Below are 25,462 nucleotides of genomic sequence, written 5' to 3'. Positions count from 1 at the left end.
GGGAGAATTCCCAGGCTGCGGGTAGGGGCGGGGAATGCACATTCTGGTCACGGGGGCAACCGGCACGCTGGGCAAAGCGGTGGTGCCCACACTCCTCAGGACGGGTCACGCGGTGCGGGCGTTGAGCCGCGAGGCGCACTCAGGCCGGGACGTCGAATGGGTATGGGGTGACCTGACCGGGGGCAAAGGCGTCTACAGCGCCGTGCGGGACGTCGACGCGATCATCCATCTCGCCACCTTCGCCCGCAAGGGCCACCGGGCCGGCTCCGTCGACGTCGCGGGCACCGCGGTGCTGCTCGACGCGGCCAGGGAGGCCGGGGTGCCCCACCTGGTGTTCACCTCGATCGTCGGCGCCGACCAGGCCGCGACCGGGTATCTCGAGGACAAGCTCGAAGCCGAGCGGCTGATCAGGGAGAGCGGGATCGGCTGGACGATCCTCCGTTCCACCACCTTCCACCAGCACCTCGACCAGCTGCTCCGGGAGCTGGCCGCCACCTACCCCGCGATCCCGGTGGACCGCACGCTCCCCTGGCAGCCGGTGGACCGCTCCGAGGTCGCCGGGTATCTGACCGATCTGGTCGCCGCCGGTCCCGAGCGGGGCGTGATCGAATATGGCGGGCCCGAGGTGATCGGCATGGACGAGGTGGTCAGATCCTGGCTGCAGGCCAGGCGGGTGCGGCGCCTGCTGCTGCCGGTGCGCTATCCGGGCGGCCGGTGGGCCGCCCAGCGGGCCGGCTGGCACACCACGGACGCCATACCGCTGGGGCGGATCAGCTGGCGCGACCATCTCTTCCCCGACCCGCCCGAGCCGTCGGACGACTTCGCCATCGAGCACACCGCCTCACCGACCAGCCCGGCCACCCAGCCGGACCTCCACCCGAACGCGCACGTCTACGGCGGGGACGACGGCTACGAGCGCCCGACCCGCGCCTGACCCGCCTTGAATCCGGGCCCCCTCAGGTCCAGGGGTCGTAGTCGACCTCCAGCGGCTCCTGCGCCGGCCGCTCGGCCTCCGGGACGTGCTGGAGGTTGACCCTGATCCGGTACCACACGCTGCTGCGCCCGCGCATGCCGTCGACCAGCACGTCGGCGGGCTGGAGATGGCCGGCCACCTCGGGATGCCTCGCCTTCCACCGCTCGAACCCGGCCAGCGCCTCGTCCTTGTGCTGCGCCCTGGCGATCTCGACGACGGGAAGGTCCTCCCGCTCGGGGGCGGGCCCCTGCGACTCGGCCAGCTCCAGCAGCGACTCCAGGCCGCCCGGATGCAGGTCCATGTCCGCCCACGGGTCGCCGAGCTCGGCGAACCTCTTGGGGACCGTGTCGATCGTGTGGTCACCCGGCCGGCAGCCCGGCACCTCGTCCCAGGTCAGCGGCGTGGAGACGCGGGCGTCGGCGACCGGCCTGACCGAGTAGGCGGAGGCGACCGTGCGGTCATAGGCGTTCTGGTTGTAGTCGACGAACACGCCGTGCCGCTGCTCCTTCCACCAACGGCTGGTGGCCACCTCGGGGGCGCGCCGCTCGACCTCCCGGGCCACCGCCTCGGCCGCCCGGCGCACCTCGGCGAACGTCCAGCGCGGCTCGATGCGGGCGTAGACATGGAAGCCCCGCGATCCCGACGTCTTCGGCCAGGCGGTCAGGCCGTGGTCGGCCAGCACCTCGCGGGAGACCTGCGCCGTGCGCAGCACGTCGCCCCAGCGCACGCCCGGCACCGGGTCGAGGTCGATGCGCAGCTCGTCGGGGTGGGCCAGGTCGGCGGCCAGCACCGGGTGCGGGTTGAGGTCGACGCACCCCAGGTTGACCGCCCACACGATGTGGGCCGTCTCGGTCGCGACGACCTCCTCGGCACTGCGCCCGGAGCGGTAGCGGAGCTCGGCCACCTGGATCCAGTCGGGCCGCTTGGCGGGCGCGCGCTTCTGGAAGAACGCCTCCTCCTCGATGCCGTGCACGAACCGCTTGAGCACCATCGGCCGTCCCTGGACGCCGCGCAGCGCGCCCTCACCGACCGCCTGGTAGTAGCGGATCAGGTCGAGCTTGGTGTGCCCGGTGCCCGGGAACACCACCTTGTCGGGGTTGGTGATGCGGACTTCGCGCCCTGCGACCTCGATGTCAGGCATGAGGGTCACGATACGTGGCGCCCCCGACAGATCAGCTTCGGCTCCGCGCCTCCCAATAGGTCAGGCCGAGCCGCCGGTGCGTGTCGATCGCCGCCCGCCGGTGCTCGTCCGCCTCCTCGGCACGGCCCAGGCGTACGGCCAGCGCCGCGAGGACGTCGCGGATCGAGCCCCAGGCGGCGCTGCCCATGCCCATGACGATGAGCTGGTCGGCCACGGGCAGCAGGATCTCGTACAGCTCCTCCGGGTCCGGCGCGCCGAGCCGGGCGGCGATGAGGCCCCAGATCGGCACCACGAAGTCCCCCGACCAGTCGTCCCGCAGCTCCGCGCCCCACCGGGCGATCAACGCCCTGGCCAGCTCCTCCTTGCCGACGTCGAGGGCGGCCAGGACGGCGAGGGGCCGCATCGGGGTCATCTGCGGGAGGTCGCCCGCGGCGATGAGGTCGTCGAGGAGCTCGGCCACCCGGCCCTGGCCGCGCCGGCAGGTGTAGAGCGTGGTCAGTCTGCGGGCCTTCGCGCCCCACAGGCTGGAGCCGTACTTGAGGTCGGGGAAGTCCTCGACCAGCGCCTCGGCCTCCTGCCAGCGGGCGTGCAGGGTGTGCCCGCCCGTCTGGGCCACCCGGACCATGGCCTCCAGCTCGGGGCGGCGTACCTCTTCCAGGAGCCGCTCGCAGCGGGCGAGCTCGCGTTCCCACTCGGCCTGCTCCCCGGCGCGGAGCAGGCAGGACATCCGCAGGCCCCGGCCACCAGCCGGGCCTCCCTGGTCAGCCCGGGCAGCGCCGCCATCTCCTCGGCCGCGCGCAGCCTGGCGGGGTTGCGGCCGAGGACGAACCCGGCGAGCAGGTAGTTGTTCAGCGTCCTGGCCATCAGCGCCGAGTCGCCCAGCGTGCGGGCCAGCTCCACGGCGTCCGCGGCGAGCAACTCGCCCTCGGCGCGGCGCGGCCCGTAGTGCAGCTCGACGCCGAGCGTGCCCAGCAGCATGGCTCTGGCGCGGTCGTCGAGCGGGCCGGCCAGCAGGTCCTCCATGATCGTCACCAGCTCGTCGTCCACCGTGCCGTACGGCCGCCAGTTCCACACCGACAGCCCGCCGAACGACGAGAGCGCCGCCACCAGCGCGTCGCGGTCGCCGAGCCGCCTGGACGCCGCGATCGCCTCGGTCAGGTCCTGCTGGGCGCCGTCGGCGTCGCCCACGGTACGGCGGGCCTGAGCGAGCTCGGTCAGCAGGTGGCAGCGGGCGGCCGAGTCGCCGGGCGGCAGGTGCTCGATCGCCAGCTGCCAGAACGTGGCCGCCTCGGTGTAGCCGTGCCGGGCCACCGCCTCCCGGGCCGCGGCGACGGCGTAGGCCGCCGCCCGCTCCGCGCCGCCCAGCTTCGCGGCCGCGGCGAAGTGGCCGGCGAGCCGGGCGGGGTCGGCGCCGGGCATGGCCTCCAGGTACGTACCGGCCCTCAGGTGCAGCCGGGCTCTGGCCAGCTGGGTGAGGCCCGCGTCCAGCGCCTGCCGTACCAGGGCGTGCGAGAACCGGTAGTCGGCGGGCCGCGCGTCCTCGGTCAGCAGGCCGACGGCGAGGGCGGGCTCGGCCAGGGTCATGACCTCCTCCACCGGCCGCTCGGTGAGCGCGGCCAGCAGGTCGACGGTCACCTCCCGGCCGGCCACCGCGGCGGCTCTGAGCAGGTCCTGCGTGGCGGCGGGCAGCCGGGCGAGCCGCCGGTCGATGACATCGCGGGCACCGGCCGGGACCAGGTCCCGCTCGCTCTGCGGCAGCAGGAGCAGCTCGGTCAGATAGAACGGGTTGCCGCCCGAGCGGTCGAGCATCGCCACCGGATCCGCGTCCACGTGGCGCAGGCGCAGGTAGTCGAGCACCTCGCCGGCGTCGAACGGGGCCAGCGGCACCCGGTGGCTCTCCCGCGCCAGCGCGCCCAGCGTCTCGCGCAGCTGCTCGGGATGGTCGCCCGGCTCGGGTCTGAGCGTGACCAGGACCAGTGCGGGCGTACGGGCGAGCTCACCGGCGACGTGGCCGAGCAGCCTCAGCGACGAGACGTCGGCCCAGTGCACGTCCTCCAGCACCAGCAGGAGCGGGCCGCCGCGCAGCCGCGACACCACGCCGTCGTACAGGTCGAACAGCTCGGCCTGCGGCTGCGCGGGGATCAGCCCGGCCTGGGTCCAGGGCCAGAAGGGCGGGGCCGTCTCGCCGTCCAGGCAGCGGCCCCAGGCCGTCTGGAAGCCGCGCGCGGCGGCCACCTCGGCGGCGGCGCGCGCCAGGCTCGTCTTGCCGATGCCCGCCTCGCCGGTCACCAGCAGCAGGCCGCCCCTCCCCCGGCGGGCCTCGGCCAGCAGCTCCTCGACCAGGTGCAACTGGCCGTCCCGCGCGACGAGCCGCTGACCGGCCCTGTCCCGACCGCTGACCGAGTCGTCCGCCGGCGCGCGCCGCCCCTCGAAGCGGTTGTCGGGAACAGGGGTGGTGAAGGCGGTCGGGGCGGTGAGGCCGGGCGCGGTGAGGGTCATCAGATCGGGCGACTGGTCGAACACCGCCTGCTCCAGCCGCTTCAGCTCCGGGCCGGGCTCGATGCCCAGCTCGCCATTCAGCAGCGCCCGGACCCGGCGCAGCGCCCCGAGCGCGTCCGCCTGCCGGCCCGCCCGGTAGAGCGCCAGCACCAGCAGCGCCCACGCCCGCTCCCTATAGGGATGGGCCTCGACCAGCGCCTCCAGATCCGGCAGGCCGGGCTCGCCGAGCGCCAGCCGCGCCTCGAACCGGTCCTCGGCCGCCCCCAGCCGCAGCTCCTCCAGCCGGTGTACAGCCCGCCGGGCGAACTCCAGGTCGGCGAACTCCCCCAGCAGCTCGCCCCGCCACAGGCCGAGCCCGCGGTCGAGCACTTCCAGCGCCTCGGCGTACCTGCCGCCCCGCAGCACGCGCCGCCCGTCCTCGGCCAGCGCGGTGAAGCGGCCCGCGTCGATCTGTCCCGGCGCGATGTCGAGCAGGTAGCCGGGCTCGCGGGTGAGCAGCAGCCGGGGCGGTGTGCGCGGCTTCCTGCCGGGTTCCAGCACCCGGCGCAGGTGGGAGACGTACGCCTGGAGGGTCGCCGTCGCCTTGGCCGGTGCCTCCCCGGCCCACAGCTCCTCGATCAGCCGGTCGAGCGGCACCACACGCCCTGGTGAGAGGGCCAGCACGGCGAGCACGGCCCGCTGCTTGCGGGTGCCGAGATCGAGCCGAACACCATCGGCGGAGTCGACCTCAAGCCGGCCGAACAGACGAACGTCCACAAACCCCAAGTCAACCCCAAATCCCCCTCAAATGGTAAAACGCACACTTGGTCCCATGAATGACATCAAAGTGAACGGCACCCTTCTGCTCCCCGGCGACGCGGGCTTCGACGAGGCCCGCAAGCCCTGGAACCTGGCGGTGGACCAGCCGGTGCGCGCGGTGGTCGAGGCGGCCGACGCCGACGACGTGGCCGCCGTGGTGAGCTACGCGCGGCTCAACGGCCTGGCGGTCACCGCCCAGCCGAGCGGCCACGGCGCTTCCGGCGACACCGACGGGACGATCCTGCTCAAGACCACGCACTTGGGCGGCGTGAGTATCGAGGACGGTGTCGCGCGGGTCGGCGCGGGCGTGAAGTGGGGCGAGGTGCTGGCGGCCGCGGGCCCGCTCGGCCTCACGGGCCTGGCGGGCAGCTCGCCGGTGGTGAGCGTGACCGGCTACACGCTCGGCGGTGGTTTGAGCTGGTTCGGGCGCAGGTACGGCTTCGCGGCCGACAGCGTGCGGGCCTTCGAGGCGGTCGACGCCGCCGGGGACCGCGTCAGGGTGACGGCGGAGTCGGATCCGGATCTGTTCTGGGCGCTGCGGGGCGGCGGCGGCGACTTCGCCCTGGTCACCTCGCTGGAGTTCGGCCTGAACCCGGCCCCCGAGCTGTTCGGCGGGCGGATGATGTGGCCGGTCGAGCGGGCTCGGGAGGTGTTCGACGCCTTCGCCGAGACCACCGCCGAGGCGCCGGAGGAGCTGACGCTCTGGTTCGACCTGCTGAAGTTCCCCGGTGCTCCGGGATTCGTCGCCGTCGACGCCACCTTCCTCGGCGAGCACCCCGGCGCCCTGCTGCGCCGCTTCGACCGGATCGGCGGGCTGATCAGCGACACCCGGCGGCCGACGCCGGTGGCCGAGCTGGGCTCGATCTGCGCCGAGCCCACGGACCCCAGCCCGGGGTCGGGCCGGTTCGAGCTGCTCACCGGGCTGGAGGGCGTGGCGGACGTGCTGCTCGGCGCGCCGATCGACCCGCTGATCAGCGTGCAGGTCCGGCACCTGGGCGGAGCGCTGGCCCGGCCCGCCGAGGGTGGCGGCGCCGTGGGGCACCTGGCCGAGCCGTACTCCGTCTACATGTTCGGACGGCCGACGCCGGACACGGCCGAGCGCATCACCGACCTGACGAAGGCGCTCGTGCCGCACACGAGCGGACGTAAGACGTACACGATGCTGACTCAGGGCGAACGTGCCGCGTCCGCCTTCCCCGCGAGCACGCTGGCCCGGCTGCGCGACCTCAAGCGGGCCCGCGACCCGCACGGCGTGATCCGCGCGAACTTCCCCGTGCTGAGGTAGTGACCGCGGGGATGGGACGTCGCGGCCTTCGGTCCGGTCGAGTCGGCCGGACCGGTCGAGTCGGCCGGACCGCCGGGCGACAACCGGGGTCGCTAGAAGGTGCCGTGGCGGCCCGCGCCCGCCGCGAAGCGGGCGGCGCCGCCGACCGCGTCGGGCAGGGACACCAGCCCGTGGCGCAACTCGTTCCGCATCGCCTCCCGCTCGGGCAGCCCGTCCTGCTCCAGCGCCGACAGCCGGTCGCCGCGCAGGCAGGTCTGCGGGAAGCCGGCGATCTCGCGAGCCAGCTCCTCCGCCTGGCGCCTGGCCGTGCCGGTGGGGACGACGCGGTTGGCCAGGCCCATCTCGTACGCCTCGCGGGCGCCGACCGGACGGCCGGCGAGGATCAGGTCCATGGCCCGGGAGGCGCCGATGAGCCGCGGAAGCCGTACGGTCCCGCCGTCGATGAGCGGCACGCCGAAGCGGCGGCAGAACACCCCGAAGACCGCGTCCTCCTCGGCCACCCGCAGGTCGCACCAGAGCGCCAGCTCCAGCCCGCCCGCGACGGCGTGCCCGGCGACAGCGGCGACGACCGGCTTGGACAGGCGCATCCTCGTCGGGCCCATCGGCCCGTCGCCGTCCTCGCCGACGTGGTTGTCGAGCGTCTTCAGGTCGGCGCCCGAGCAGAACGTGCCGCCCTCACCCCACAGCACGGCCACCGCGGCGTCGGACTCCTCGAACGCCCTGAACGCGTCCACCAACGCGTCGGCGCTCTTGCGGTCGACCGCGTTGCGGACCTCCGGCCTGCTCAGTATTACGGTCGTGACCTGGCCTTCTCGCTCCATGCGTACGGTCATGGCTGCCTCCGTGATGGGTGGTCGCCGGAACGTGAGCGTACGGCGGCACCGGAGGTCACGCCAGCGCCCGATCCCTTGCGGCATACGGCTACCCGTATCCGGACTTTATTCTCACAAGAACGTGGTCGCTGCGGTCAGCCGGTCAGCGGGCGGCGGGACCGGCCAAGCTGCACGCCCGCGACCGCGCCCAACTCGTGGTCCTCGCCTGCGAAAGCGGCCTGGTAGCCCCGGGCAAGTCCTGACATCTGTGCACTCCACGCAGATGCGCTTCTTTATACACTGCGAATATATCCTCAGGGTATAGTCCGTCGACATGATCGAATCCCCGAACCGGGCCACGCCGGATGACAGCCATCGCGAGCCCCGGCGACGTGGCCGGCTAGCCATCATCACCGGGCTCGTCACCGTCCTGGCCGCCACCGGACTCGTCCAGGCCCTGCCGGCCGCGGCGTCCCAGACGGTCACGCCGTTCCTGCCCGCACCGACCGGCTCCCAGCCGGTCGGCACCACATCCCTGTACCTGAAGGACACCTCGCGTCCCGACCCCTGGGTTCCCACCGTCAAGTACCGCGAGCTCATGGTCTCGCTGTGGTACCCGGCCAAGTCGCCAGGCCGCAAGCGAGCGCAGTACATGACGGCGAAGGAGTCCGAGCTGCTGCTCAAGGACGGAGAGATCACCACCATCCCGTCCGACACGCTGAGCAAGACGCGCACCAACGCCTTCACCGACGCCCGTCCCGCCGGGCGCAGGCACAGCCTGCCCCTCGTGGTGCTCTCCCCCGGGCACAGCAAGCCCCGCAGCGAGCTCACGGGCCTCGCCGAGGAGCTGGCGAGCCGGGGGTACGCGGTGGCGGCCATCGACCACACCTACGAGAACGTCGCCACGACCTTCCCGGACGGACGGGTCACCACCTGTGTCACGTGCGAGATCAGCAAGGGGCAGGGCTGGTGGGTGAAGCTGGAGAAGAGCCGGGCCGCGGACGTGTCCTTCGTGCTCGACCAGCTGACCGGCAAGCATCCGAAGTGGAAAGGCGCCGGCCTGATCGATACGTCGAAAATCGCCATGGCCGGTCACTCGGCCGGCGGCGCGAGCGTCGTCATGGCCATGCTGAAGGACTCCCGGCTGCGCGCCGGCATCGACATCGACGGAACCGTGGCGAGCACGGTCCCCGCGTCCGGGCTGTCCCGGCCGTTCCTCTTCTTGGGCAAACCCGCGACCTACACGCCGGGCAAGGGTGAGGCCGCCGCCTCGTGGGAGCGCGTCTGGACGGGACTGACCGGCTGGAAGCGCTGGCTGCTGATGTCCGGAGCCGTGCACATGTCCTTCACCGACCTGGGCGTACTGGTCGACCAACTCGGTATCGAGGTCGGCGCCGACATAGCCGGCGCCCGCGCTACGAACATCACCCGCAGGTACGTCACGGCCTTCTTCGACCAGCACCCGCGCGGCAAGCCTCAGCCTCTGTTGAACAAGTCCTCAGCGAGCTACCCCGAGATCACCTTCTGCAGCCCGCCGGAGAAGACCTGCGCTTGACGCGCTCGCCGAGTAGCCCAGAGACGGACGTAGCGCGGCCTCTCACAGATCGATGACGAGGCGGGGCGACAGCGAGCGGGACACGCAGGCGTACATGCGACCGGGCGCGGCGCCGATGTCGTCGCGATGCTCCGGCTCGCCCTCCAGGACGGTGAGCTCGCAGCTGCCGCAGACGCCTTCCCGGCAGCCTGCGGGCACGGGGAGGCCGGCGTGGGTCAGGGCGGCCAGCAGCGACTCGTCCGCGGGTATCCGCACGGTCCGTTCCGATCGTGCGCACACCACGTCGAACGCGGTGTTGGGCGCGAACGTCCTGGGCGTCGGGCGGAAGCGCTCGGTGTGCAGCCGCTCGGCCGGAAAGACGGCCTCGGACGCGGTGAGCAGCGAGGCAGGCCCGCAGCAGTACACGACGGTCTCGGGTCCGAGGCCGGCACCGAGCGCGGCGAGGTCGGGGCGCCTGTCGCGCTCGGTGGCGACGATCGTCACCCGCTCGCCGTACGCGTCGCGCAGGTCGCCGGCGAAGGGCATGGTGGCGTACGTGCGTCCGGTGTAGACCATCGCGCCGGACGCGCCCTCGTCGACGGCCGCCCGCAGCATCGGCAGGATGGCGGTGATGCCGATCCCGCCCGCGAGGAAGAGGTAGTCGGGAGCCGGAACGAGCGGGAAGTTGTTGCGCGGCAGGGACACCTCCAGCGTGCGGCCCGGCCGGAGATAGCGATGGATGTAGTCGGAGCCGCCTCGGCTGAGCCGTTCGTGGCGCACCGCGACGCGGTAGTGCCCGCGGTCCGCCGGGTCGCCGCACAGGGAGTATTGCCTGGTCAGCCAGTTCGGCAGGGCGAGGTCGATGTGCGCGCCCGGCTCCCATGGAGCCAGCGGACCGGTCGCGCCGCGCAGGGTGAGGGCGACGACGTCCTCGGCGACCCGGTCGATGCGGTCGAGAAGGGTGAGCTGCATAAGATGATCACTTCGGGTCTCGGTCAATAGAGTTTCCGGTAGTCCTCTTCGAGGCTCGCTTCGATGAGCCGCGGGTCGATGTCGAGCCCGAACTGCGCCGCCGCCACCTCACCGAGCGTCGGGAGCTCGTCCGCGAGCGCCTGACTGGCGGGGTCCCACAGCCGGGAGCGGATGAGCGCGCGGCCGCAGTGGAAGTAGGCCTCCTCGACGTCGACGACGAGGGCCAGTTCGGGCTCGCTGGCCTCGATCTGCATCCGGGCGAGCACGTCGGGCTCGTCGGTGGCATAAGCGCGGCCGTTGACGCGCAGACTCTCCCGCGAGCCGGGAATGAGGAACAGCAGCCCGATCCCGTCGTTCTCGGCGAGGTTGCGGAAGGAGTCGGCGATCTTGTTGCCGGCCCGGTCGGGGATCGCGAGCGTGTGTTCGTCGAGGACCTTCACGAAGCCCGGGTAGTCGCCGCGAGGCGAGCAGTCGGCCCGGCCCGAGGCGTCCGCGGTGGCCATCGCCAGGAAGGGCGAGTGAGCGATGAAGAGGCGGATGTGCTCGTCGATGCGATCTTGGATCTTGTTCGCGACCATCGCGTCGGGCTCGCCGAGCCGGGCACGGACCTCTTCCATGGACACCTCGCGGGGCCGCCGACAGGGCTCGGGGAGTGGCGTATTTTGCCTGCTCATGGCACTATTATGAGCAATTATTCAGTTCTTGCGCTACTCGCTTTCGCGCTCTTCGGCAGGAGGTCCGCGGTGTCGGAGAAGCAATGGCTTCACCCGCGCAAACAGCCACGGCAGGCCCGCGCCGAGCTGACCCGCCAGCGCATACTCAAGGCGGCTGCTCACGTTTTCGCCGAGTACGGCTACGCCGCCGGCACCACCAACCGGATCGCCGAGCGGGCCGGCGTGTCGATCGGATCGCTGTATCAGTACTATCCGAACAAGGACGCCATCCTTTTGGAGCTGATGGCCGGCCACTTCGACAGCGGCGCGGCCGAGGTCGCCCGCCGCCAGGCCGAGGAGCTGCCCGACACCATCGAAGGCGTCATGCGCGTCTTCGTCCAGGCCGCCATCGCGAACCACCTGGACGACCCGCAACTGCTGCGCATCATGGTGGAGCAGGCGCCGCGCTCCCAAGACCTGATGAAAAAGGTCTACCAGTTCAAGGACGCGCGGGTCGCCTATGCCCGCGAGCTGCTGCGCCGCTATCCCGAGGTGCGGGTCTCCGACGTCGACACCGCCGCCCGGATCATCAACGCCTCGATCGAACTGGTCGTCCACCAGGTCATCGCGGAGCACGAGCCCATCGACCTGAAGCGCCTGGAGGACGAGCTCGTCGCGATGTTCACCCGCTACCTGACATCGGCGTGATCAGCGCCTTCCGGCCGCGTCAGAGTGTGAGAGCGCCCGCGAGAAGATCGTCAAAGCGGTCCAGCCCCTCTGCCGGGCGGTCGATCCCCCGCAACGGACCGTGGTCCGCGAGGTGCGCGTCGGCGTAGAGCCGGGCCACCAGTGCCTTGCGGTCGGTGCCGAGCTCCCGTGCCTCCCAGGCTGCCTGCTCCAGCAGCAGCGCCGCCGCGTAGACGTCCGCCATGTACGTGGCCAGCGCGAACAGCCGAGCCTCCGCCGCGACGGGGCTCAGGGAGGACCAAGCGGTGATCGCCTTGCGGAGGTCCTCGATCCGGCCGCGGACCAGAGCCACGGTCTCCGCATCGACGGACGAAGCCGAGTCGACCGCCGAGGCGAGCCGGTCGAGGAAGGGCTCGTGGGCGTTCTCGCGCAGCATCGCCCGCCGTACGTCCAGGCACAGGATGTTGTCCCCGCCCTCCCAGATCGGGTTGACCTGGGCGTCGCGCAGCAGCCTGGCCACCGGCCACTGCTCGATGTAGCCGTTGCCGCCGTGCACCTCGATCGCGTCACTGGCCGCTGTGACGCCGAGCCGGGCCGCCCGCAGCTTGATCAGGGCCGGTGCGATGCGCAGGCGGGGTCCGACGAGGCCGTCGAAGACGAGCGCCTGGGCCGCCTCGACCTCGACGATCAGCTCGGCCAGCTTGCGGCGCATCAACGGCTGTTCGATGAGCGGCCGGCCGAACGCCTCGCGAGAGCGCGCGTAGCAGAGCGACTCGACCAGGGCGCGCCTGGCCACGCCGGCACCCATCATCGCCACGCCGAGCCGGGAGGCGTTGGTGAGCTTCATCATCGTGCCGAGCCCCGAGCCGGAGCCGCTCCCGGCCAGCAGGAACGCCTCCGCGTCGGCGAACTCCACCTCGGCCGACGCGACGGACCGGGTGCCGAGCTTGTCCTTCAGCCGCCTGATCCGCACCCCGTTGCGCGAGCCGTCACGGCGCTCCCACAGCACCAGGAACGGCGCCACGTCGCCCTCGGGAAGCCGGGCGAGCACGACGAAGGCGGAGCCGTTGGCGTTCGAGGCGAACCACTTGAACCCGGACAGCAGCCAGGAGTCGCCGTCGGGCACCGCCGTGGCCTCCAGGGCGGCCAGGTCGGAGCCGCCGGTCCGCTCCGTGAACATCTGAGCGGCCTCGCCGGAGTAGAAGCCGTTGGCGAAGATCGCCCGTACCCGGCCCCGTACGTCGTCGGGCGCGTGCCGCTCGGCCAGGGAGACCACCATGTCGCCGCCCGTGCCGAGCGCGCAGCCCATCCCGATGTCGGCCTGGTCGAGCAGGTACGTCCAGGCCGCGGCGAGCGCGGCGGGATTCGCCCCGTTCGCCCGAGCCTCGTCGGCGAACGCAGGTGCGGTGAAGTTGTTGGCCATGAGGGCGTTCCTGGCCGTGTGGAAGGAGGGCGGCATCACGACCTCGCTGACGTCCCTGCCCCACTTGTCGTACTTCTCCAGCCGCGGCGGGTGCCGATCGGTCTCCTCCGCGCACTCGGCCACGGTGCCGCCCATCAGCGCGCCCAGCTTCTCCAGGTAGGGCGTGGCCCAGGCGAAGCCGTCACCCAGGTGGCGCCGCATGAGCAACTGCAGCGTCGGATCGCAGCTCCACCAGTTACGTCCCGTCGCGCCCTGATAGCGCTCGGTGGCGTAACGGTCGCTGCTGTCGAACGATTCGATGAGATAGCGCCCCATACCCCGGACATTACATATACTCGACACGCGATGGAAGAGCGTAACAATCTCAGTGCGAGGTCGGCCGTGCTGAGCGCGCTGCTCGGCAGCCATCCGCCCCGGCTGGCCGCCCGCCACCTGGTGCGCATCGGCGCGCTGTTCGGCATCGCCGAGGGGACCGTGCGCGTGGCGCTGTCACGCATGGTCGCCGCGGGCGACCTGGTCCAGTCCAGCGGCCGCTACACGCTGTCGGACCGCCTCATCGAGCGTCAGGGCAGGCAGGACGAGAGCCGCGACCCGCACACCAGGCCGTGGGACGGCACCTGGGAGATCGCGGTCGTGACGGCCGAGCGCCGCGCCCCGGCCGACCGGGCCGCCTTCCGGCACACGATGACCGCGCTGCGCCTGGCCGAGCTCCGTGAGGGCACCTGGCTGCGCCCGGCCAACCTGCTGCGGCAGTGGCCGGAGAGCGTCACCGCGCAGTGCACGCTGATCGACGGCCGCCCGCGCGACGACCCCACGCCGCTGCTGTGGGACCTCGACGGCTGGGCGGGCGAGGCGCGCCGGCTGGAGAGCGCGCTCGACCGGGCCGAGGGCCTGACCGAGGGGTTCCTGGTGTCGGCGGCGGTGGTACGCCACCTGCTGGCCGACCCGCTGCTGCCCGAGGAGTTGCTGCCCGGCGACTGGCCGGGGTCCCGGCTGCGCGCCCGCTACGACGACTTCGACCGCCACTACCGCGAACTGCTGTACCAGCATCTCAACGATTGACAGCGCCTCACAGATTGACGCCGAAGATCATCCGCTTATGCCTGAACTCGGTGACGCTCCACAGCCTGCCGCCCTGCACGGTCAGGTCCTCCGGCCCGATGGGATAGGGGCGGGTGACGAGCTTGCCCTCGGTGCTGACGTGCAGCTTGCCGTTGGTGTTGCCGTCGGCCGCCTGGCTCATGTACCACTTGCCGCCGCTGGTGAGCGCGCCCTGGATCTTCGGCAGGCCCATGACGTAGGCGTCCCTGGGCACGCCGTCGCTGAGCTCCAGGTCCCAGCGGGCGACGCGGCCGTTGGGGTCGTTCTCGTGGTATTCGCCGCAGATGAGGGTGTGCGGCGTGGTGGTGCGGTCGATGGAGGCGAACGAGAAGAGGGCGCCGGTCGTGGCGAGGCGCCAGGAGTCGCTCTGCGGGATGACGTAGCGGTAGCCGAACGCGTGGTACTTGCCGCCCTGGCGGCCGATCCGCGCCGGATCGCCCAGGTCGTTCTGGGCGGTGCGCAGGTCCAGCAGGTGGTTGAGGTCGAAGACCCGCAGTCCCTTGCTCGTGTCGGCCACGTAGAGCAGGTCGCCGTGCCAGGCCACGCCGCCCGCGTGGATGTTGATCGCCCCGTACGACCCGTCCGGCTTGGCCTCGACGAGGAGCGCGTGCTGGTACTTCAGCGTCTGCGGGCTGAGGAAGCTCACCCTGATCCCGCGTTCGACCACGGGCGGCGACGGCTTGAAGTACCAGCTGGCCACGAACACCGGGACCCCCGCCGAGCCGGAGTCCTCGCCGCAGGTCAGGCCCTGCGGATACCAGTCGGTCGTGTCCTGGTCCTTGTCGTCGAAGGCGTACCAGTCGGCCGGTCTGGGGTTCATCGAGCCCAGCGCCCCCGTCGCCCCCTTGCGCTCGCCGGTCCGGTTGGCGTGGGCCAGCACCGCCGCCACCGAGACGGCGCCGATGCCACTGGCCAGCTTGGCCGCCCCCTCGGCCAAGGTTCCCGTAGCCCTGCGTAAGGTGAAGGGCGTCTTGTCGATCGGAACCATTCCCGGTGCAGCCATACTTCCCCCGCCTTTCCGTCGATGTCTCGTGTATTCGACGGATCGGCGGGCGGAATAGTTCGGCTAACTCCAGGTATGTACGGGTTGCCCGGAAAGGGCGAGCTCCCGATAACGCCGCACCAGCCGCTCGGTGTCGCCACCGAACTCGGCCAGCGTTTCGCGCTGCCACGCCGCTCCGGTACGGCGCAGCCGGGTCCGCTGCCTGATGACGTCGAGCGCGCCGTCGGCGTCCGAGGGCGTGACCCCGGCCGCGAGCAGCCCCTCCCTGGCCTCGGGCAGCAGCTCGAGCACCAGGTCGGCGGCCGCGAACTCGCCGTCCCGGCCGGGCCAGGACAGCTTGGCGTCGAGCCCGTGCATGGCGGCCCGGTAGAAGTTCTGGTACGCCTCGGCGAACGCGAACTCGGTGAGATCCCGTTCCGCCTGCGCCATTGTCAGCCCGATGAGGAAGGCGGTGTTGGCCGCCATGTCCGCGCACGACGGGCCTGCGGGCAGGGCGCGCATCTCGATCCGCAGGTGGCCGCCGTCGGACGGGTCGTAGACGGGCCGGTTCCAGTGCCAGATCGTGCCCTGGTGCAGCCGCAGCTCGGGCACGTCCAGCGGGTCCGTGGTGTCCGTCAGCTCGGGCAGGACCGGATCGTAGTCCCGTACGTACCGCTCGAACAGCTCATAGGCCCCCTCACGCACCCAATCAGACCCGAACGTGACCCGGCCGTCCTTCCGATAGCGCCGCTCCAGGTCCCGATCGTCGGCCGCCTCCTCCATCAACGCGATCCTGGTCTCCTCCCGCAGCTGCCGGCCGAGGAAGAACGGCGAGTTGCCGCAGGCCGCCAGCACCGGCCCGGTGGCCAGCTGCGCCGCGTTGAACAGCCGGGCGAACCGGTCCGGCGGCGTGCGGATGTGCACCTGCCACGAGGTGTTGGCGCTCTCCAGGATGACGTCCTCGACCGCCAGCTCCAGGTCGTCGATCTTGACCAAGAACGGCTCCAGCCGCAGCCGCCGCAGCCCCCGGCTCATCGCCCGGTAGCGGTTCTGGTCGCTGATCGCCTCCTTGGTGAAATCGTCGGCGCTCAACGTGGGCAGGATGCCGATGGGCACCGCGCCGCCACCCTCCACCGCCTGGTCCACGCTCGTCAGGGTCTCCTGCACCTCCGCGCCCAGCTGCTCGAACGGCCGCCCCTCCAGCGGCAGCGGAGTCAGGTTGACCTCCAGGTTGTACCGGCCCAGCTCCAGGACCACGCGGGGGTCGCCGAGCGCGTCGCGCACCTCGGCGTTGCGCGGCAGCGGGCGGCCCGCCTCGTCGATGAGGAACAGCTCCAGCTCCGCGCCGATGGTCGTCGGCCCCTCGCCGAAGCCCGGCCTGCCGAGCAGCTCGCGCAGCACGCCGAGCTGCTCGTGGAGGCGCTCTCCGAAGCGGGCGTACTCCGCTTCGGAGAACCGCTCTTTGTCCAAATCTTGTCCCATGCCTCCTTACTGTCCGGACATCTCCCTTCCACACCTCACCACGTCAGCGGGCCGTCCTCATCCAAGAAGGCGCCGGTCGGGCCGTCGGCGCCGAGGGTGGCCATCCGTACGGCGATCGTCGCGCCCTGCTCCGGCGTGCGCGGGCCGGTGTGTCCGTTGAGATCGGTGGCGCAGTAACCCGGGGTGACGGCGTTCACCTTGATCGAGGTGTCCCAGAGCTCCTTGGCGTAGGAGACGGTGACCATGTTGAGCGCGGTCTTGGAGGAGTTGTAGCCCATGAAGTTGCGCTCCCAGAGGCGGCCGTCCGGGTCCATCACCAGGGACAGGGAGCCGAGCTCGCTCGACATGTTCACGATCCTGGCCGCCTCGGCCCGGCGCAGCAGGGGCAGCATCGCGTTGGTCACGGTGACCACGCCGAACACGTTGGTCTCGTACACCTGCCTGAGGTCGTCGACACTGGTGGCGCTGGGGCGCGGGTCCTCCGCCCAGATCATGGCCCCCGCGTTGTTCACCAGGATGTCGAGCTTGCCGTACTCCTGCTCGATCCACTTGGCGGCGGCCTGCACGCTGTCGGCGTCGGTCACGTCGAGCCGCACGTACGGCTGGCCGATCCGCTCGGCGGCGGCCCGGCCGCGCTCCTCGTCGCGCGCCCCCACGATGGCGGTGACGCCGCGCTCGCCGAGCAGCCGCGCGATCTCGAAGCCGATTCCCTTGTTGGCACCTGTGATGAGGGCTGTTGTCGTCATGGTTCAACGCTCGCGCGGATCGGGCCGGAGCGTGAGAGACCTCCCTATGCTGGGATCGGCGGTACCACCCAAGCAGCCACGATCTGCCAGAAGATAGAGGGATGGACCGCAACAAACTCGCCGAGTTCCTCCGCAGCAGGCGCGCCCGCATCACGCCCCGCGACGTGGCGCTGCCCGAGGCCGGGCGCCGGCGCACGCCGGGCCTGCGCAGGCAGGAGGTCGCGCAGCTCGCGGGCATGTCGATCGACTACTACATCCGGCTGGAGCAGGGACGTGGACCCCATCCGTCACGCCAGGTGCTCAACGCGCTGGCCAGGGCGCTCATGCTCAGCCAGGACGAGCGCGGCCACCTGTTCAACCTGGCCGGCCAGGCGCTGGAGACGCCGCGCATCAGGGCCGACGTGCCCGAGGCCATCCTGCACCTCATCTCCTTCCTGGAGGAGGTGCCCGCCTATGTGGTCGACGCCAAGTACGACATCCTCGCCTGGAACCCGCTCGCCGGCATGGTCATGGGCGATCTCGACGCACGCTCGCCCGACGACCTCAACGTCATCCGCTGGCTGTTCCGCTCCTCCGACATCGCCGCGCACCTCGCGGACGAGGAGAAGAGCCGCTTCGCCCGCGGGTCCGTGGCCGACCTCCGCGTCGCGGCGGGCCGTTACCCGGACGACCAGGGCCTCCAGGCGCTGGTCGCGGAGCTGCTCGCGCTGAGCCCCGAATTCGCCGAGATCTGGGCCAGGCACGAGGTGGAGGTCCGGCGGCGCAACACCAAGCGCGTCGACCTGCCGAACATCGGCGTCATCGACGTCACCTGCCAGGTCCTCGCCGTGCCCGACCGCGAGGACTTGCGCATCGTCATCTACACGACCGAACCGGGCTCACCCTCGCACCAAGCCTTGCGCAAGTGGCGACGGTTGACCCTAAGCTCATGAGATGCGAGCCGTTGCGTTTGACCTGTTCGGTGGGGAGCTCGACCTGCGCGAGCTGCCCGATCCGTCGCCGGCGCCACACGGGGCGGTGATCAGGGTCGAGGCGACGGGCCTGTGCCGCAGCGACTGGCACGGCTGGCAGGGCCACGACCCCGACATCCGCGTCCTGCCCCACGTGCCGGGGCACGAGCTCGCGGGCGTCGTGGAGGCGGTCGGCGCCGAGGTGCGCGGCTGGCTGCCCGGCGCCAGGATCACCGTCCCGTTCGTCTGCGCCTGCGGATCCTGTACGGCCTGCGCCGCCGGCCAGCAGCAGGTGTGCGAGCGGCAGACCCAGCCGGGCTTCACCCACTGGGGCTCCTACGCCGAATACGTGGCGATCGACCACGCCGACGTGAACCTGATCCCGGTCCCCGAGGAGATGGCCTACGTGACCGCGGCCGGGCTCGGCTGCCGCTTCGCCACCGCCTTCCGCGCCATCACGCAGGTGGGAGCGGTGCGGCCGGGCGAGTGGGTGGCCGTGCACGGCTGCGGCGGGGTCGGCCTGTCCGCCATCATGATCGCCACCGCCGCCGGGGCGCGCGTGGTGGCCGTCGACATCAACACCGACGCGCTCCAGCTCGCCGAGCAGGCGGGTGCCACGCACTTCGTCGACGGCTCGGCCGGTGACGCGGGCGCCCAGGTCAGGGAGCTGACCAGGGGCGGGGCGCACCTGTCGATCGACGCGCTGGGCAGCCCCCAGACCTGCGCGGCCTCCGTCGAGAGCCTGCGCCGCCGCGGCCGGCACGTACAGGTCGGGCTGCTGCCCGGCGCCGCGACCCCGGTGCCGATGGACCGGGTGATCGGGCACGAGCTGCGGCTGCTCGGCAGCCACGGCATGGCCGCGCACGACTACGCGCCGATGATGGAGATGATCAGGGCCGGGATCCTGCACCCCGACCAGCTCGTCACGCGGACCATCGGGCTCGCCGACGCGGGCAAGGCCCTGTCCTCGATCGGCAGCGTGCCCGGCGTGACGATGATCACCCCGCGCTTCCCCCTCTAGCCGGGCCCAGGAGCCCGACCGGCCGCTTGGTACGCCGCTGACCGCTTTGCAGGGGATGCCGGATACGTCAGACTTATAGGCTCACAGGCTTGCTGGCTGACCGTGAGGACAACAGTGATCCGAACCTTGCTCGCTGAGGACATGCATCTGGTGCGAGGAGCGATCGTGGCATTGCTGGCCTATGAGGAGGATATCGAGATCGTCGCGGAGGTCGACCGGGGTGATCGCATCCTCCACGTCGCCCAGACGGTCCGGCCCGACGTGGCCGTGCTCGACGTCGCGCTGCCCGGCAAGGACGGGCTGGAGGCCGCCGGCGAGCTGCACGACAAGCTGCCGGAGTGCGGCGTGCTCATCCTCACCGGCGTCGGCACGCCCGGGCTGCTCAAGCGGGCCCTGGACGTGCACGTGCGGGGGTTCATGGCCAAGGACGCGCCACCCGGCCGGCTCGGGGACGCCATCCGCAGGGTGGCCGCCGGGGAGCGGGTCATCGACTCGGAGCTGGCGATCGCCGCGATGAGCCCGCCGGAGGCGCCGCTGACGGAGCGGGAGCTGGACGTGATCGGCGCCGCGGCCGAAGGGGCCACGGTGTCGGAGATCGCCGCGTCGCTGTTCCTCGCGGAAGGAACGGTCCGAAATTACCTCCACCGCAGTACGGCGAAGCTGGGGGCGCGCAGCCGGATCGACGCGATCCGCATCGCCCGCGAGTCCGGCTGGATCTGACCCTGCCCGCTTGGGACCGGCGACTCAGGGCATCGGTTCCAGGCCGGTGTGGGCGGCGGCGAAGGCGAGCACGTCGGCGGCCAGGCCGATCGACCTGCTGACCGCCCTGGCCCCGTGGCCGACGTCACGCTCATGGCGCAGCAGGATCGGCCGCTCTCCCGCCGTCGCCCACTGCAGGGCCGCGCACATCTTGCGCGCGTGCATCGGATCCACCCGCGAGTCGGCGCCGGAGACCGTGAACAGCGTCGCCGGGTAGTCGATCCCCTGGCGTACGTGATGGTAGGGCGAGTAGCCGAGCAGCCAGCCCAGCTGCTCGGGAAGGTCGGCGGAGCCGTACTCACCGGTCCAGGCCGCCCCGAGCCCCGACCGTTCGTACCGGACCATGTCCAGCAGCCCCGCGGAACACACGACGGCCGCGAACAGCTCCGGCCGCCGCGTCATCGCGGCCCCCACGAGCAGGCCGCCGTTCGACTCGCCCCAGACGGCCAGCCGGCCGGGGGTCGTCCACCCGTCGGCGATCAGCTTCTCGGCGGCGGCGGTGAAGTCCTGGAAGACGTTCTGCTTGCGCTCAAGCATGCCGTCGCGGTGCCACGCCTCGCCTTCCTCCCCGCCGCCGCGCAGGTTGGCCACGGCCAGGACGCCGCCGGCCTCGACCCAGGCCAGGGAGTCGGCCGCGTACCCAGGGGTGAGCGACATCCCGAACCCGCCGTAACCGGTCAGGATCGTCGGACGGGGGCCGCCGGGGTGCGGGCCCGCCACGACCACCATGCGCACCCGGGTCCCGTCGGCGGAGTCGTACTCGAGGTGGTGGCTCTCCACCCGCGAGACCCGCGAGACCCGCGAGCCCGTCACCGCCGCGCCGCCCGCGGCCGATGACCAGAGGGTCGTCGTCCCCTCGCGGGCGTCGTGGCGCCAGACCTCCGCCGGGGTGACCGCGTCCGTGTAGACGAACCACGCCTCGTGGCCGCCGCCGGGGCGCGAGGTCAGCGAGGCGATGGAGCCGCTGCCGGGCAGCGGGACGCTGCCGGTGCGCTCCCCCGTGGCGGCGTCGTGGACCGCGAGCTCGCCGACCGCGTGGCGGATCCTGGAGATCAGCAGCCGGGCGCCGTCGAGCAGCGTGAAGGTCCCCAGTACGGCCATGGGGTCCTCGGGCACGAGCTCCTCCCACGCGGCGGGGGTGGCCGGGTCGGCGACGCAGAGCCGGCGCCGGGGCGCGTCCTGGTCGGTGAGGATGTACAGGCGGCCGTCCGGGCCCATCGCCGCCGCGGCGCGCGCCGCCACCCCTTCCTGGATCACCTTCAGGTCGAGGCGCTCGGGCGGGCCCGCGGAGAGGTCGGCGAGGTAGAGGTCGTTCCGGGCGGGGGTGCCCGCGGAGATCACCAGCCAGCGCCCGTCCGCGCTGATCTGCAGGCCGTACGAGAGCGCGCCCCGCGTGAAGACCTGGACGTCGCCGTCTCGCCGGTGCAGGTGTACGCCCTGGTGGAAGCGGACGTAGAAGAACTCCCTGCCACCGGGCAGCCAGGCGACCGGTGAGTAGCGGCAGCCGCCGATCGGGCCGTCGACGATCTCGCCGGTGTCGATGTCCATGACGTACAGGTCCGCCCGCTCGTCCCCGCTCCTCGACAGCTGGTACGCCAGCAGGCGCCCCTCCCAGTCGGGCTGCCAGTCGTCCAGCGTGGTGAGGCCGGTGTCGTCGAGCTCCATGGGATCGAGGATCGCCCGGTCGTCGCGGTACAGCACCGGATGCTCCTGGCCCGCGGACTGGGACAGGTGGAAGCGCCGCTCGCCGCGCCACAGCGGCGGGGTGGTCATCCCGGTGACGCTGAGCTCGGTCAGGCGCTTCTGGAAGTGCTCACGGAGGGGGAGGCCGGCGGCGTGGTGCCGCCAGAGCCGGTCCTGCTCGGCCTGCCAGGCGAGGGTGGCCGGATGGGTGGCGTCCTCCAGCCGGCGGTAGGGGTCGGTGACGAGGTGGCCGTGCAGCTCCTCGACGAGTGACAGACGCTCTGCGTCCGGATATTTCATGACACGGGCTCCGGTTGCCAGTGACCGGCCAGGTCAGCGTATGTGGGTGAGATGCGCACCAGCTCGTCATGCGTGCCGGCCACGGCCTGACCGGCGTCCATGAGCAGGATGCGGCGGGCGCGCGTGGCCGAGGTGAGGCGGTGGGCGACGACGATCAGCGTGCCACCGCGCTCGGCGAACGCGGCCTCCACCCGTGCCTCTGCCGCGGGGTCGAGATGGCAGGTGGCCTCGTCCAGGATGACCAGGCGAGCCGAGGCCAGGTAGGCGCGTACGAGGGCGATCATCTGACGCTGCCCGGCGGACAGGGAGCCGGGGTCGAGCTCCGGAGGGCCCGCCAGCAGGCCGGTGGCGCCGAGCGCGGTGACGGCGGCCTCCACCTGGTGGGGTGGTGCGTCGCTCAGGTACGTGAGGTTCTCGTGCAGCGAGCCGCGGAAGACGTACGCCTCCTGGGGGATCAGCACCCGCGCGGCGGGAGGCACGTCGGCGGCGGGCACCCCGCCGATCCGGACGTCGCCGCTGTCCGGCTGGAGAAGACCGCTGACCAGGGCCGCCAGGGTGGACTTGCCGGCACCGCTCGGGCCGACGACCGCTAGGTGGTCGCCCTCGGGGATGTCGAGATCGAGCCCGTCGATCACCGCCTCGGAGTGCGGCCCGTACGCGAACGTGACCCCCCTCAACCGCACGCCGCCCGCGCCTGCCCGCCCCGGCCCTGCCACCAGAGCCTCGGGAGCCTCTAGCGGGGCCGAGGTCTGGAGCGGGGCCGGGGGGCCGGAGGTGGCGATGCGGCGGAGGGTGGCCACCAGGCTGACGCCGCTGACGCCGAGGCCGTGGACGAGGCCGTTCAGGGCGGGGGCCAGCGACTGGGTGACGTAGGCCAGGGCGCCCACGACGACCCCCGCGCCCATGCCGCCGCCGAGCAGCCAGGGGGTACCGGTCAGGAGGAGCACCACGGGCAGCCAGGCGCCGACGGCGAGCGCGATCGTGCGCGCGGCGGTCACGCGGGCCAGAGCGCGCGCCGCCGACGCCTGCGCCTCGACCCGGTCGGCCAGCGCCGCGCCCACGCGGTCCTCCGCCCCGCAGGCCACGATGTCGCGCAGGCCCCCGGCCATGCCGGTCATCGACTCGGCGAGCAGTTCGTCGGCCATCAGGAACGCCCGCTGCCGCCGCGCCAGAGCCGGCAGGGACACCAGGAACAGCCCCAGCCCGGCCACGAACGGCGGCAGCACCAGCACCGCCGCCTGCGGAGCCAGCGTGAGCAGCCCCAGCACCACGCTCACCACGGTGAACGCGAACCCGCGCACGGTGGTGACCACCGCCGCGAAGGCGTCCCTGGCCAGCTCCACCTGGAGACCGGCCCTGGTGACGGCGGCGGTGTCCGGGCGGGCGGTCACCGACTGGGCGGCCCGGCGCATGGCTCCGCCGACCACGTGAGCGAGCAGGTCGTCCCGGAACGGCTCGGCGACCGCCGCCACGGCGAGAATGATCTGGCGGGCGGCGACGGCGGCGACCAGCCACGCACAGCCGAGCGCCGCCAGCCAGACCAGCCCCAGGGCCGGGCGGCCCACCGCGAAGCCGTCCTCGATGGCGCGCGCGACGGCGTGCCCGATGAGGAACGCGGGCGCCGCCTCCAGCACCGACCACAGACAGAGACGCAGCAACGCGTACGGCCGCCGCCGCAACGCCTGCCAGAGCAGCGACTTCATGAGAGGTCTCCCCCGCGTCCGTCGGACCCGCCGAGTTCCTGGGGGCCCTGGAAGACGGCTCGGTAGCGTGGGTCCGCCCACAGTTCGTGGTGCGGTGCGTGGCCCAGCACCCTGCCGTCCTCCAGCCAGACGACCCGGTCGGCGCGGGACGCCGTGGTGAGCCGGTGGGCCACGATGAGCCGGGTACGCCCCCGGGGGTCTGCGGTGAGGGCGGTGCCGACCTGGCGTTCGGTGACGGTGTCGAGGCTGGAGGTGGCGTCGTCGAGCACCAGCAGGCGCTCTCCTTGCGCGAACGCCCTGGCCAGGCCGATCCGCTGCCGTTCGCCGCCGGAGAGCGGGGTGTCGGCCATGGGGGTCGCGTACCCGCCGGGCAGGCGGCGGATGAACCCGTCGGCGCACGCCGCCGTCGCCGCCGCCGCTACGACTCCTTGGCCATCCGCACCGAGCCCGATGGCCGCGCCGACGGTGTCGCCGACCAGGACCGGCCGTTCGAAGGCGTACCCGATGGCCCGTCTCAGCTCGGCGCGGTCAAGCTCCGGCAGCGGCACGCCGTCGAGCAGCACCGTTCCCCCTGCGGGGTCCGCCAGCCGGGCCGCCAGGGCGGCGAGCAGTGACTTGCCGGATCCCGACCGCCCCACCACGGCCGTGACCGACCCAGCGGGGATCACCAGCTCGTCCACCGCCAGACCGGGCATCGTGACCCCACGGAAGTCCACGGTGCCGCGCCCGGCGGGTGCCGCGGAGGTGCCGGCCGGCGGGTGGGTGGCCGGGAGGAGGCGGGTGCCGTAGCGGGTGGTGGGGAGGCCGAGGATCTCGGCGACGCGCTCGGCCGCCGCGCGTGCCCTGGCCAGGCCGCCGATGTAGCCGAGCGAAGTGCTCAGTGCCGCGCCCAGTACCGCGTACCTGGCCGCCGCGTACAGTTCGCCGATCGTGAGCTCGCCGGCGGCCAGCCGGAGCCCGCCCACGGCGAGTACGGCCACCTCCACCAGCGGCACGATGAGGCCCGCCTGGACGCCGGCCGAGGCGTTCGCCCGCCACAGCTCCATGCCGTGGGCCCGCAGCCGGTCCATGGGCGCCAGGACCCGGCGCGTCTCGCGGTCGGCGGTTCCGGCGGCGGCGATCGTCCGGGCCCCGCCGAGCGCGTCCACCAGCCGGACGGCGATCTCGCCCTGAACCTCCTGGTAGCCGCCCGCGATCGTGGTCGTGGCCCGGAGGAAGGCCCGCAGGACGAACAGGATGAGCGCGATCCCGGCGACCAGCGTCGCGGTCAGCACGGGGTCGATGAGCGTGAGCGCCGCCAGCGCGCCGAGCGTGGGGACGAGCAGCGCCAGCGCGCCGGTCACGGCTTCGGGCGCCCGGCCGGCCTCCTCGGCGTTCAGGCCGGCGCGGGTGACCAGCTCGCCTTCGGGGAAACGGCGGGTCGCGGCGGGGCCGACGCCCAGGACGTGCCGCAGCACCGACAGGCGCAGCCGGGCGGCCGCGTACGCGCTGCTCGCGCCGCGTGCCCAGACCCCGGCGCTCTCGCAGAGCATGATCCCGGCCACGATCACCGCGCAGGCCGCCAGCCAGGACGCGGTCCCGGGCCGGGCGGAGACGAAGCCGTCGACGGTGCGGCCGACCACGTAGGGCAATGCCAGCTCGGCGGCCGCGCCCCCGATCGCCGCGACCGCGAGGACGGCGGGCCATGGGCCGCTTCGCCGTACCGCGTCCATCACCAGCCGGTCTCCGGCCCGCACGACCGTCTCCTTCATAGGGCGCAATGGACAGACATCAAGAGACCAATCCCCGCGCCGCCATGAGCAGCGCGGGGATCGGCGCTAAATGTGTCAGTGACAAAGTGCGACACTGAGGTTGCTCGGGTGGCCTGAGTGACACGTCAGAGCGGTCAGAGTGCTGCCGCCACTGGCGACATCGCTGCCGGCCGGGGTCTCGAGACCCTGCAGGTCGAGAAGTACCAT

Annotated in this window: 21 protein-coding genes and 1 pseudogene; 9 read left to right on the top strand and 13 right to left on the bottom strand. The window is 72.3% G+C overall.

The features are described from left to right. The first annotated feature begins 34 nt into the window (after positions 1-34). A complete protein-coding gene (locus tag LDL49_RS05425) occupies positions 35-934 on the top strand; it encodes an SDR family oxidoreductase (RefSeq protein WP_225289769.1) in 900 nt (299 codons plus the stop codon). A 22-nt stretch (positions 935-956) separates the two neighbouring features. Here LDL49_RS05425 and ligD read toward each other — a convergent pair whose 3' ends face one another. Together ligD and LDL49_RS58220 are read right to left on the bottom strand one after the other, a co-directional pair. Continuing rightward, the gene (gene ligD / locus LDL49_RS05420; protein ID WP_225289768.1) at positions 957-2,114 is read right to left on the bottom strand and encodes a non-homologous end-joining DNA ligase; all 1,158 of its coding nucleotides are present in this window, start codon (positions 2,112-2,114) and stop codon (positions 957-959) included. A gap of 495 nt (positions 2,115-2,609) precedes the next feature. Next, entirely contained in the window at positions 2,610-5,369 is a 2,760-nt protein-coding gene (locus LDL49_RS58220; protein ID WP_225289767.1) for a BTAD domain-containing putative transcriptional regulator, read from the bottom strand. Positions 5,370-5,424: 55 nt separating this feature from the next. Between LDL49_RS58220 and LDL49_RS05410 the strand changes: the two genes are divergently transcribed. Further along, the gene (locus LDL49_RS05410) at positions 5,425-6,696 is read left to right on the top strand and encodes an FAD-binding oxidoreductase (RefSeq protein WP_225289766.1); all 1,272 of its coding nucleotides are present in this window, start codon (positions 5,425-5,427) and stop codon (positions 6,694-6,696) included. A 92-nt stretch (positions 6,697-6,788) separates the two neighbouring features. Here LDL49_RS05410 and LDL49_RS05405 read toward each other — a convergent pair whose 3' ends face one another. Next, positions 6,789-7,529: a crotonase/enoyl-CoA hydratase family protein gene (locus tag LDL49_RS05405; protein ID WP_225289765.1), complete on the bottom strand. Its 741-nt coding sequence runs from the start codon at positions 7,527-7,529 to the stop codon at positions 6,789-6,791. Between the two features lie 164 nt (positions 7,530-7,693). On the opposite strand from LDL49_RS05405, the pseudogene LDL49_RS58215 reads away from it, so the two are divergent. Together LDL49_RS58215 and LDL49_RS05400 are read left to right on the top strand one after the other, a co-directional pair. Continuing rightward, a pseudogene (locus LDL49_RS58215) lies at positions 7,694-7,771 on the top strand (DNA-binding response regulator); the annotation flags it as partial. A gap of 71 nt (positions 7,772-7,842) precedes the next feature. Then, positions 7,843-9,063, top strand: a complete 1,221-nt coding sequence (locus tag LDL49_RS05400; protein ID WP_225289764.1) for an alpha/beta hydrolase family protein — start codon at positions 7,843-7,845, stop codon at positions 9,061-9,063. Positions 9,064-9,105: 42 nt separating this feature from the next. Here LDL49_RS05400 and LDL49_RS05395 read toward each other — a convergent pair whose 3' ends face one another. Beyond that, positions 9,106-10,014 (bottom strand): PDR/VanB family oxidoreductase, encoded by a 909-nt coding sequence (locus LDL49_RS05395; protein ID WP_225289763.1) that lies wholly within the window; start codon positions 10,012-10,014, stop codon positions 9,106-9,108. Positions 10,015-10,037: 23 nt separating this feature from the next. Next, a complete protein-coding gene (locus LDL49_RS05390; protein ID WP_225289762.1) occupies positions 10,038-10,688 on the bottom strand; it encodes an MSMEG_1061 family FMN-dependent PPOX-type flavoprotein in 651 nt (216 codons plus the stop codon). 69 nt (positions 10,689-10,757) lie between these two features. Between LDL49_RS05390 and LDL49_RS05385 the strand changes: the two genes are divergently transcribed. Next, entirely contained in the window at positions 10,758-11,375 is a 618-nt protein-coding gene (locus LDL49_RS05385; protein WP_225289761.1) for a TetR/AcrR family transcriptional regulator, read from the top strand. 19 nt (positions 11,376-11,394) lie between these two features. Here the strand turns inward: LDL49_RS05385 and LDL49_RS05380 are convergent, their stop codons facing one another. Beyond that, positions 11,395-13,092 (bottom strand): acyl-CoA dehydrogenase family protein, encoded by a 1,698-nt coding sequence (locus LDL49_RS05380; RefSeq protein ID WP_225289760.1) that lies wholly within the window; start codon positions 13,090-13,092, stop codon positions 11,395-11,397. Positions 13,093-13,122: 30 nt separating this feature from the next. On the opposite strand from LDL49_RS05380, the gene LDL49_RS05375 reads away from it, so the two are divergent. After that, positions 13,123-13,839: a PaaX family transcriptional regulator C-terminal domain-containing protein gene (locus tag LDL49_RS05375; RefSeq protein ID WP_225289759.1), complete on the top strand. Its 717-nt coding sequence runs from the start codon at positions 13,123-13,125 to the stop codon at positions 13,837-13,839. Between the two features lie 7 nt (positions 13,840-13,846). Here LDL49_RS05375 and LDL49_RS05370 read toward each other — a convergent pair whose 3' ends face one another. From LDL49_RS05370 to LDL49_RS05360, 3 genes are all read right to left on the bottom strand, one after another. Then, positions 13,847-14,881, bottom strand: a complete 1,035-nt coding sequence (locus LDL49_RS05370; protein WP_225289758.1) for a hypothetical protein — start codon at positions 14,879-14,881, stop codon at positions 13,847-13,849. 63 nt (positions 14,882-14,944) lie between these two features. Further along, the gene (locus LDL49_RS05365; RefSeq protein ID WP_225289757.1) at positions 14,945-16,342 is read right to left on the bottom strand and encodes a glutamate-cysteine ligase family protein; all 1,398 of its coding nucleotides are present in this window, start codon (positions 16,340-16,342) and stop codon (positions 14,945-14,947) included. Between the two features lie 35 nt (positions 16,343-16,377). Continuing rightward, on the bottom strand, positions 16,378-17,088 hold the full coding sequence (locus LDL49_RS05360; RefSeq protein ID WP_225289756.1) for an SDR family oxidoreductase: 711 nt from the start codon (positions 17,086-17,088) through the stop codon (positions 16,378-16,380). Between the two features lie 101 nt (positions 17,089-17,189). Here LDL49_RS05360 and LDL49_RS05355 point away from each other — a divergent pair, with 101 nt between their 5' ends. From LDL49_RS05355 to LDL49_RS05345, 3 genes are all read left to right on the top strand, one after another. Then, positions 17,190-18,020 carry a helix-turn-helix transcriptional regulator gene (locus tag LDL49_RS05355; RefSeq protein ID WP_225289755.1) on the top strand — a complete coding sequence of 277 codons (831 nt, stop codon included), beginning with the start codon at positions 17,190-17,192 and terminating at the stop codon, positions 18,018-18,020. 1 nt (position 18,021) lies between these two features. Beyond that, positions 18,022-19,059, top strand: a complete 1,038-nt coding sequence (locus tag LDL49_RS05350) for a zinc-dependent alcohol dehydrogenase family protein (protein WP_225289754.1) — start codon at positions 18,022-18,024, stop codon at positions 19,057-19,059. 102 nt (positions 19,060-19,161) lie between these two features. Then, on the top strand, positions 19,162-19,779 hold the full coding sequence (locus LDL49_RS05345; protein WP_308016075.1) for a response regulator transcription factor: 618 nt from the start codon (positions 19,162-19,164) through the stop codon (positions 19,777-19,779). A gap of 24 nt (positions 19,780-19,803) precedes the next feature. Here the strand turns inward: LDL49_RS05345 and LDL49_RS05340 are convergent, their stop codons facing one another. The 4 genes from LDL49_RS05340 to LDL49_RS05325 all read right to left on the bottom strand — a co-directional run bounded on the left by LDL49_RS05340 (position 19,804) and on the right by LDL49_RS05325 (position 25,462). Continuing rightward, positions 19,804-21,801, bottom strand: coding sequence for a prolyl oligopeptidase family serine peptidase (locus tag LDL49_RS05340; RefSeq protein WP_225289752.1), 1,998 nt, complete (start codon positions 21,799-21,801; stop codon positions 19,804-19,806). Next, entirely contained in the window at positions 21,798-23,504 is a 1,707-nt protein-coding gene (locus LDL49_RS05335) for an ATP-binding cassette domain-containing protein (RefSeq protein WP_225289751.1), read from the bottom strand. Before LDL49_RS05335 ends, LDL49_RS05340 begins: the two co-directional genes overlap by 4 nt. Then, positions 23,501-25,255 carry an ABC transporter ATP-binding protein gene (locus LDL49_RS05330; protein ID WP_225289750.1) on the bottom strand — a complete coding sequence of 585 codons (1,755 nt, stop codon included), beginning with the start codon at positions 25,253-25,255 and terminating at the stop codon, positions 23,501-23,503. Before LDL49_RS05330 ends, LDL49_RS05335 begins: the two co-directional genes overlap by 4 nt. 75 nt (positions 25,256-25,330) lie before the next feature. Next, the gene (locus tag LDL49_RS05325; RefSeq protein ID WP_225289749.1) at positions 25,331-25,462 is read right to left on the bottom strand and encodes a SapB/AmfS family lanthipeptide; all 132 of its coding nucleotides are present in this window, start codon (positions 25,460-25,462) and stop codon (positions 25,331-25,333) included.

This window comes from Nonomuraea aurantiaca (assembly GCF_020215705.1).
In the GTDB taxonomy this organism is placed as follows: Bacteria; Actinomycetota; Actinomycetes; order Streptosporangiales; family Streptosporangiaceae; genus Nonomuraea; species Nonomuraea aurantiaca.
Note: the sequence above shows the minus strand (reverse complement) of the source record. Positions and strands in the feature narration are given on the sequence as shown.

Excerpts from the sequence above, each read along its gene's own strand:
- LDL49_RS05405 (WP_225289765.1), bottom strand. The coding sequence starts at position 7,529 with ATGACCGTACGCATGGAGCGAGAAGGCCAGGTCACGACCGTAATACTG.
- LDL49_RS05400 (WP_225289764.1), top strand. The coding sequence starts at position 7,843 with ATGATCGAATCCCCGAACCGGGCCACGCCGGATGACAGCCATCGCGAG.
- LDL49_RS05375 (WP_225289759.1), top strand. The coding sequence starts at position 13,123 with ATGGAAGAGCGTAACAATCTCAGTGCGAGGTCGGCCGTGCTGAGCGCG.
- ligD (WP_225289768.1), bottom strand. The coding sequence starts at position 2,114 with ATGCCTGACATCGAGGTCGCAGGGCGCGAAGTCCGCATCACCAACCCC.
- LDL49_RS05370 (WP_225289758.1), bottom strand. The coding sequence starts at position 14,881 with ATGGCTGCACCGGGAATGGTTCCGATCGACAAGACGCCCTTCACCTTA.
- LDL49_RS05350 (WP_225289754.1), top strand. The coding sequence starts at position 18,022 with ATGCGAGCCGTTGCGTTTGACCTGTTCGGTGGGGAGCTCGACCTGCGC.
- LDL49_RS05325 (WP_225289749.1), bottom strand. The coding sequence starts at position 25,462 with ATGGTACTTCTCGACCTGCAGGGTCTCGAGACCCCGGCCGGCAGCGAT.
- LDL49_RS05425 (WP_225289769.1), top strand. The coding sequence starts at position 35 with ATGCACATTCTGGTCACGGGGGCAACCGGCACGCTGGGCAAAGCGGTG.
- LDL49_RS05365 (WP_225289757.1), bottom strand. The coding sequence starts at position 16,342 with ATGGGACAAGATTTGGACAAAGAGCGGTTCTCCGAAGCGGAGTACGCC.
- LDL49_RS05335 (WP_225289751.1), bottom strand. The coding sequence starts at position 23,504 with ATGAAGTCGCTGCTCTGGCAGGCGTTGCGGCGGCGGCCGTACGCGTTG.
- LDL49_RS05355 (WP_225289755.1), top strand. The coding sequence starts at position 17,190 with ATGGACCGCAACAAACTCGCCGAGTTCCTCCGCAGCAGGCGCGCCCGC.
- LDL49_RS05380 (WP_225289760.1), bottom strand. The coding sequence starts at position 13,092 with ATGGGGCGCTATCTCATCGAATCGTTCGACAGCAGCGACCGTTACGCC.
- LDL49_RS05340 (WP_225289752.1), bottom strand. The coding sequence starts at position 21,801 with ATGAAATATCCGGACGCAGAGCGTCTGTCACTCGTCGAGGAGCTGCAC.
- LDL49_RS05395 (WP_225289763.1), bottom strand. The coding sequence starts at position 10,014 with ATGCAGCTCACCCTTCTCGACCGCATCGACCGGGTCGCCGAGGACGTC.
- LDL49_RS05390 (WP_225289762.1), bottom strand. The coding sequence starts at position 10,688 with ATGAGCAGGCAAAATACGCCACTCCCCGAGCCCTGTCGGCGGCCCCGC.
- LDL49_RS05330 (WP_225289750.1), bottom strand. The coding sequence starts at position 25,255 with ATGAAGGAGACGGTCGTGCGGGCCGGAGACCGGCTGGTGATGGACGCG.
- LDL49_RS05360 (WP_225289756.1), bottom strand. The coding sequence starts at position 17,088 with ATGACGACAACAGCCCTCATCACAGGTGCCAACAAGGGAATCGGCTTC.
- LDL49_RS05410 (WP_225289766.1), top strand. The coding sequence starts at position 5,425 with ATGAATGACATCAAAGTGAACGGCACCCTTCTGCTCCCCGGCGACGCG.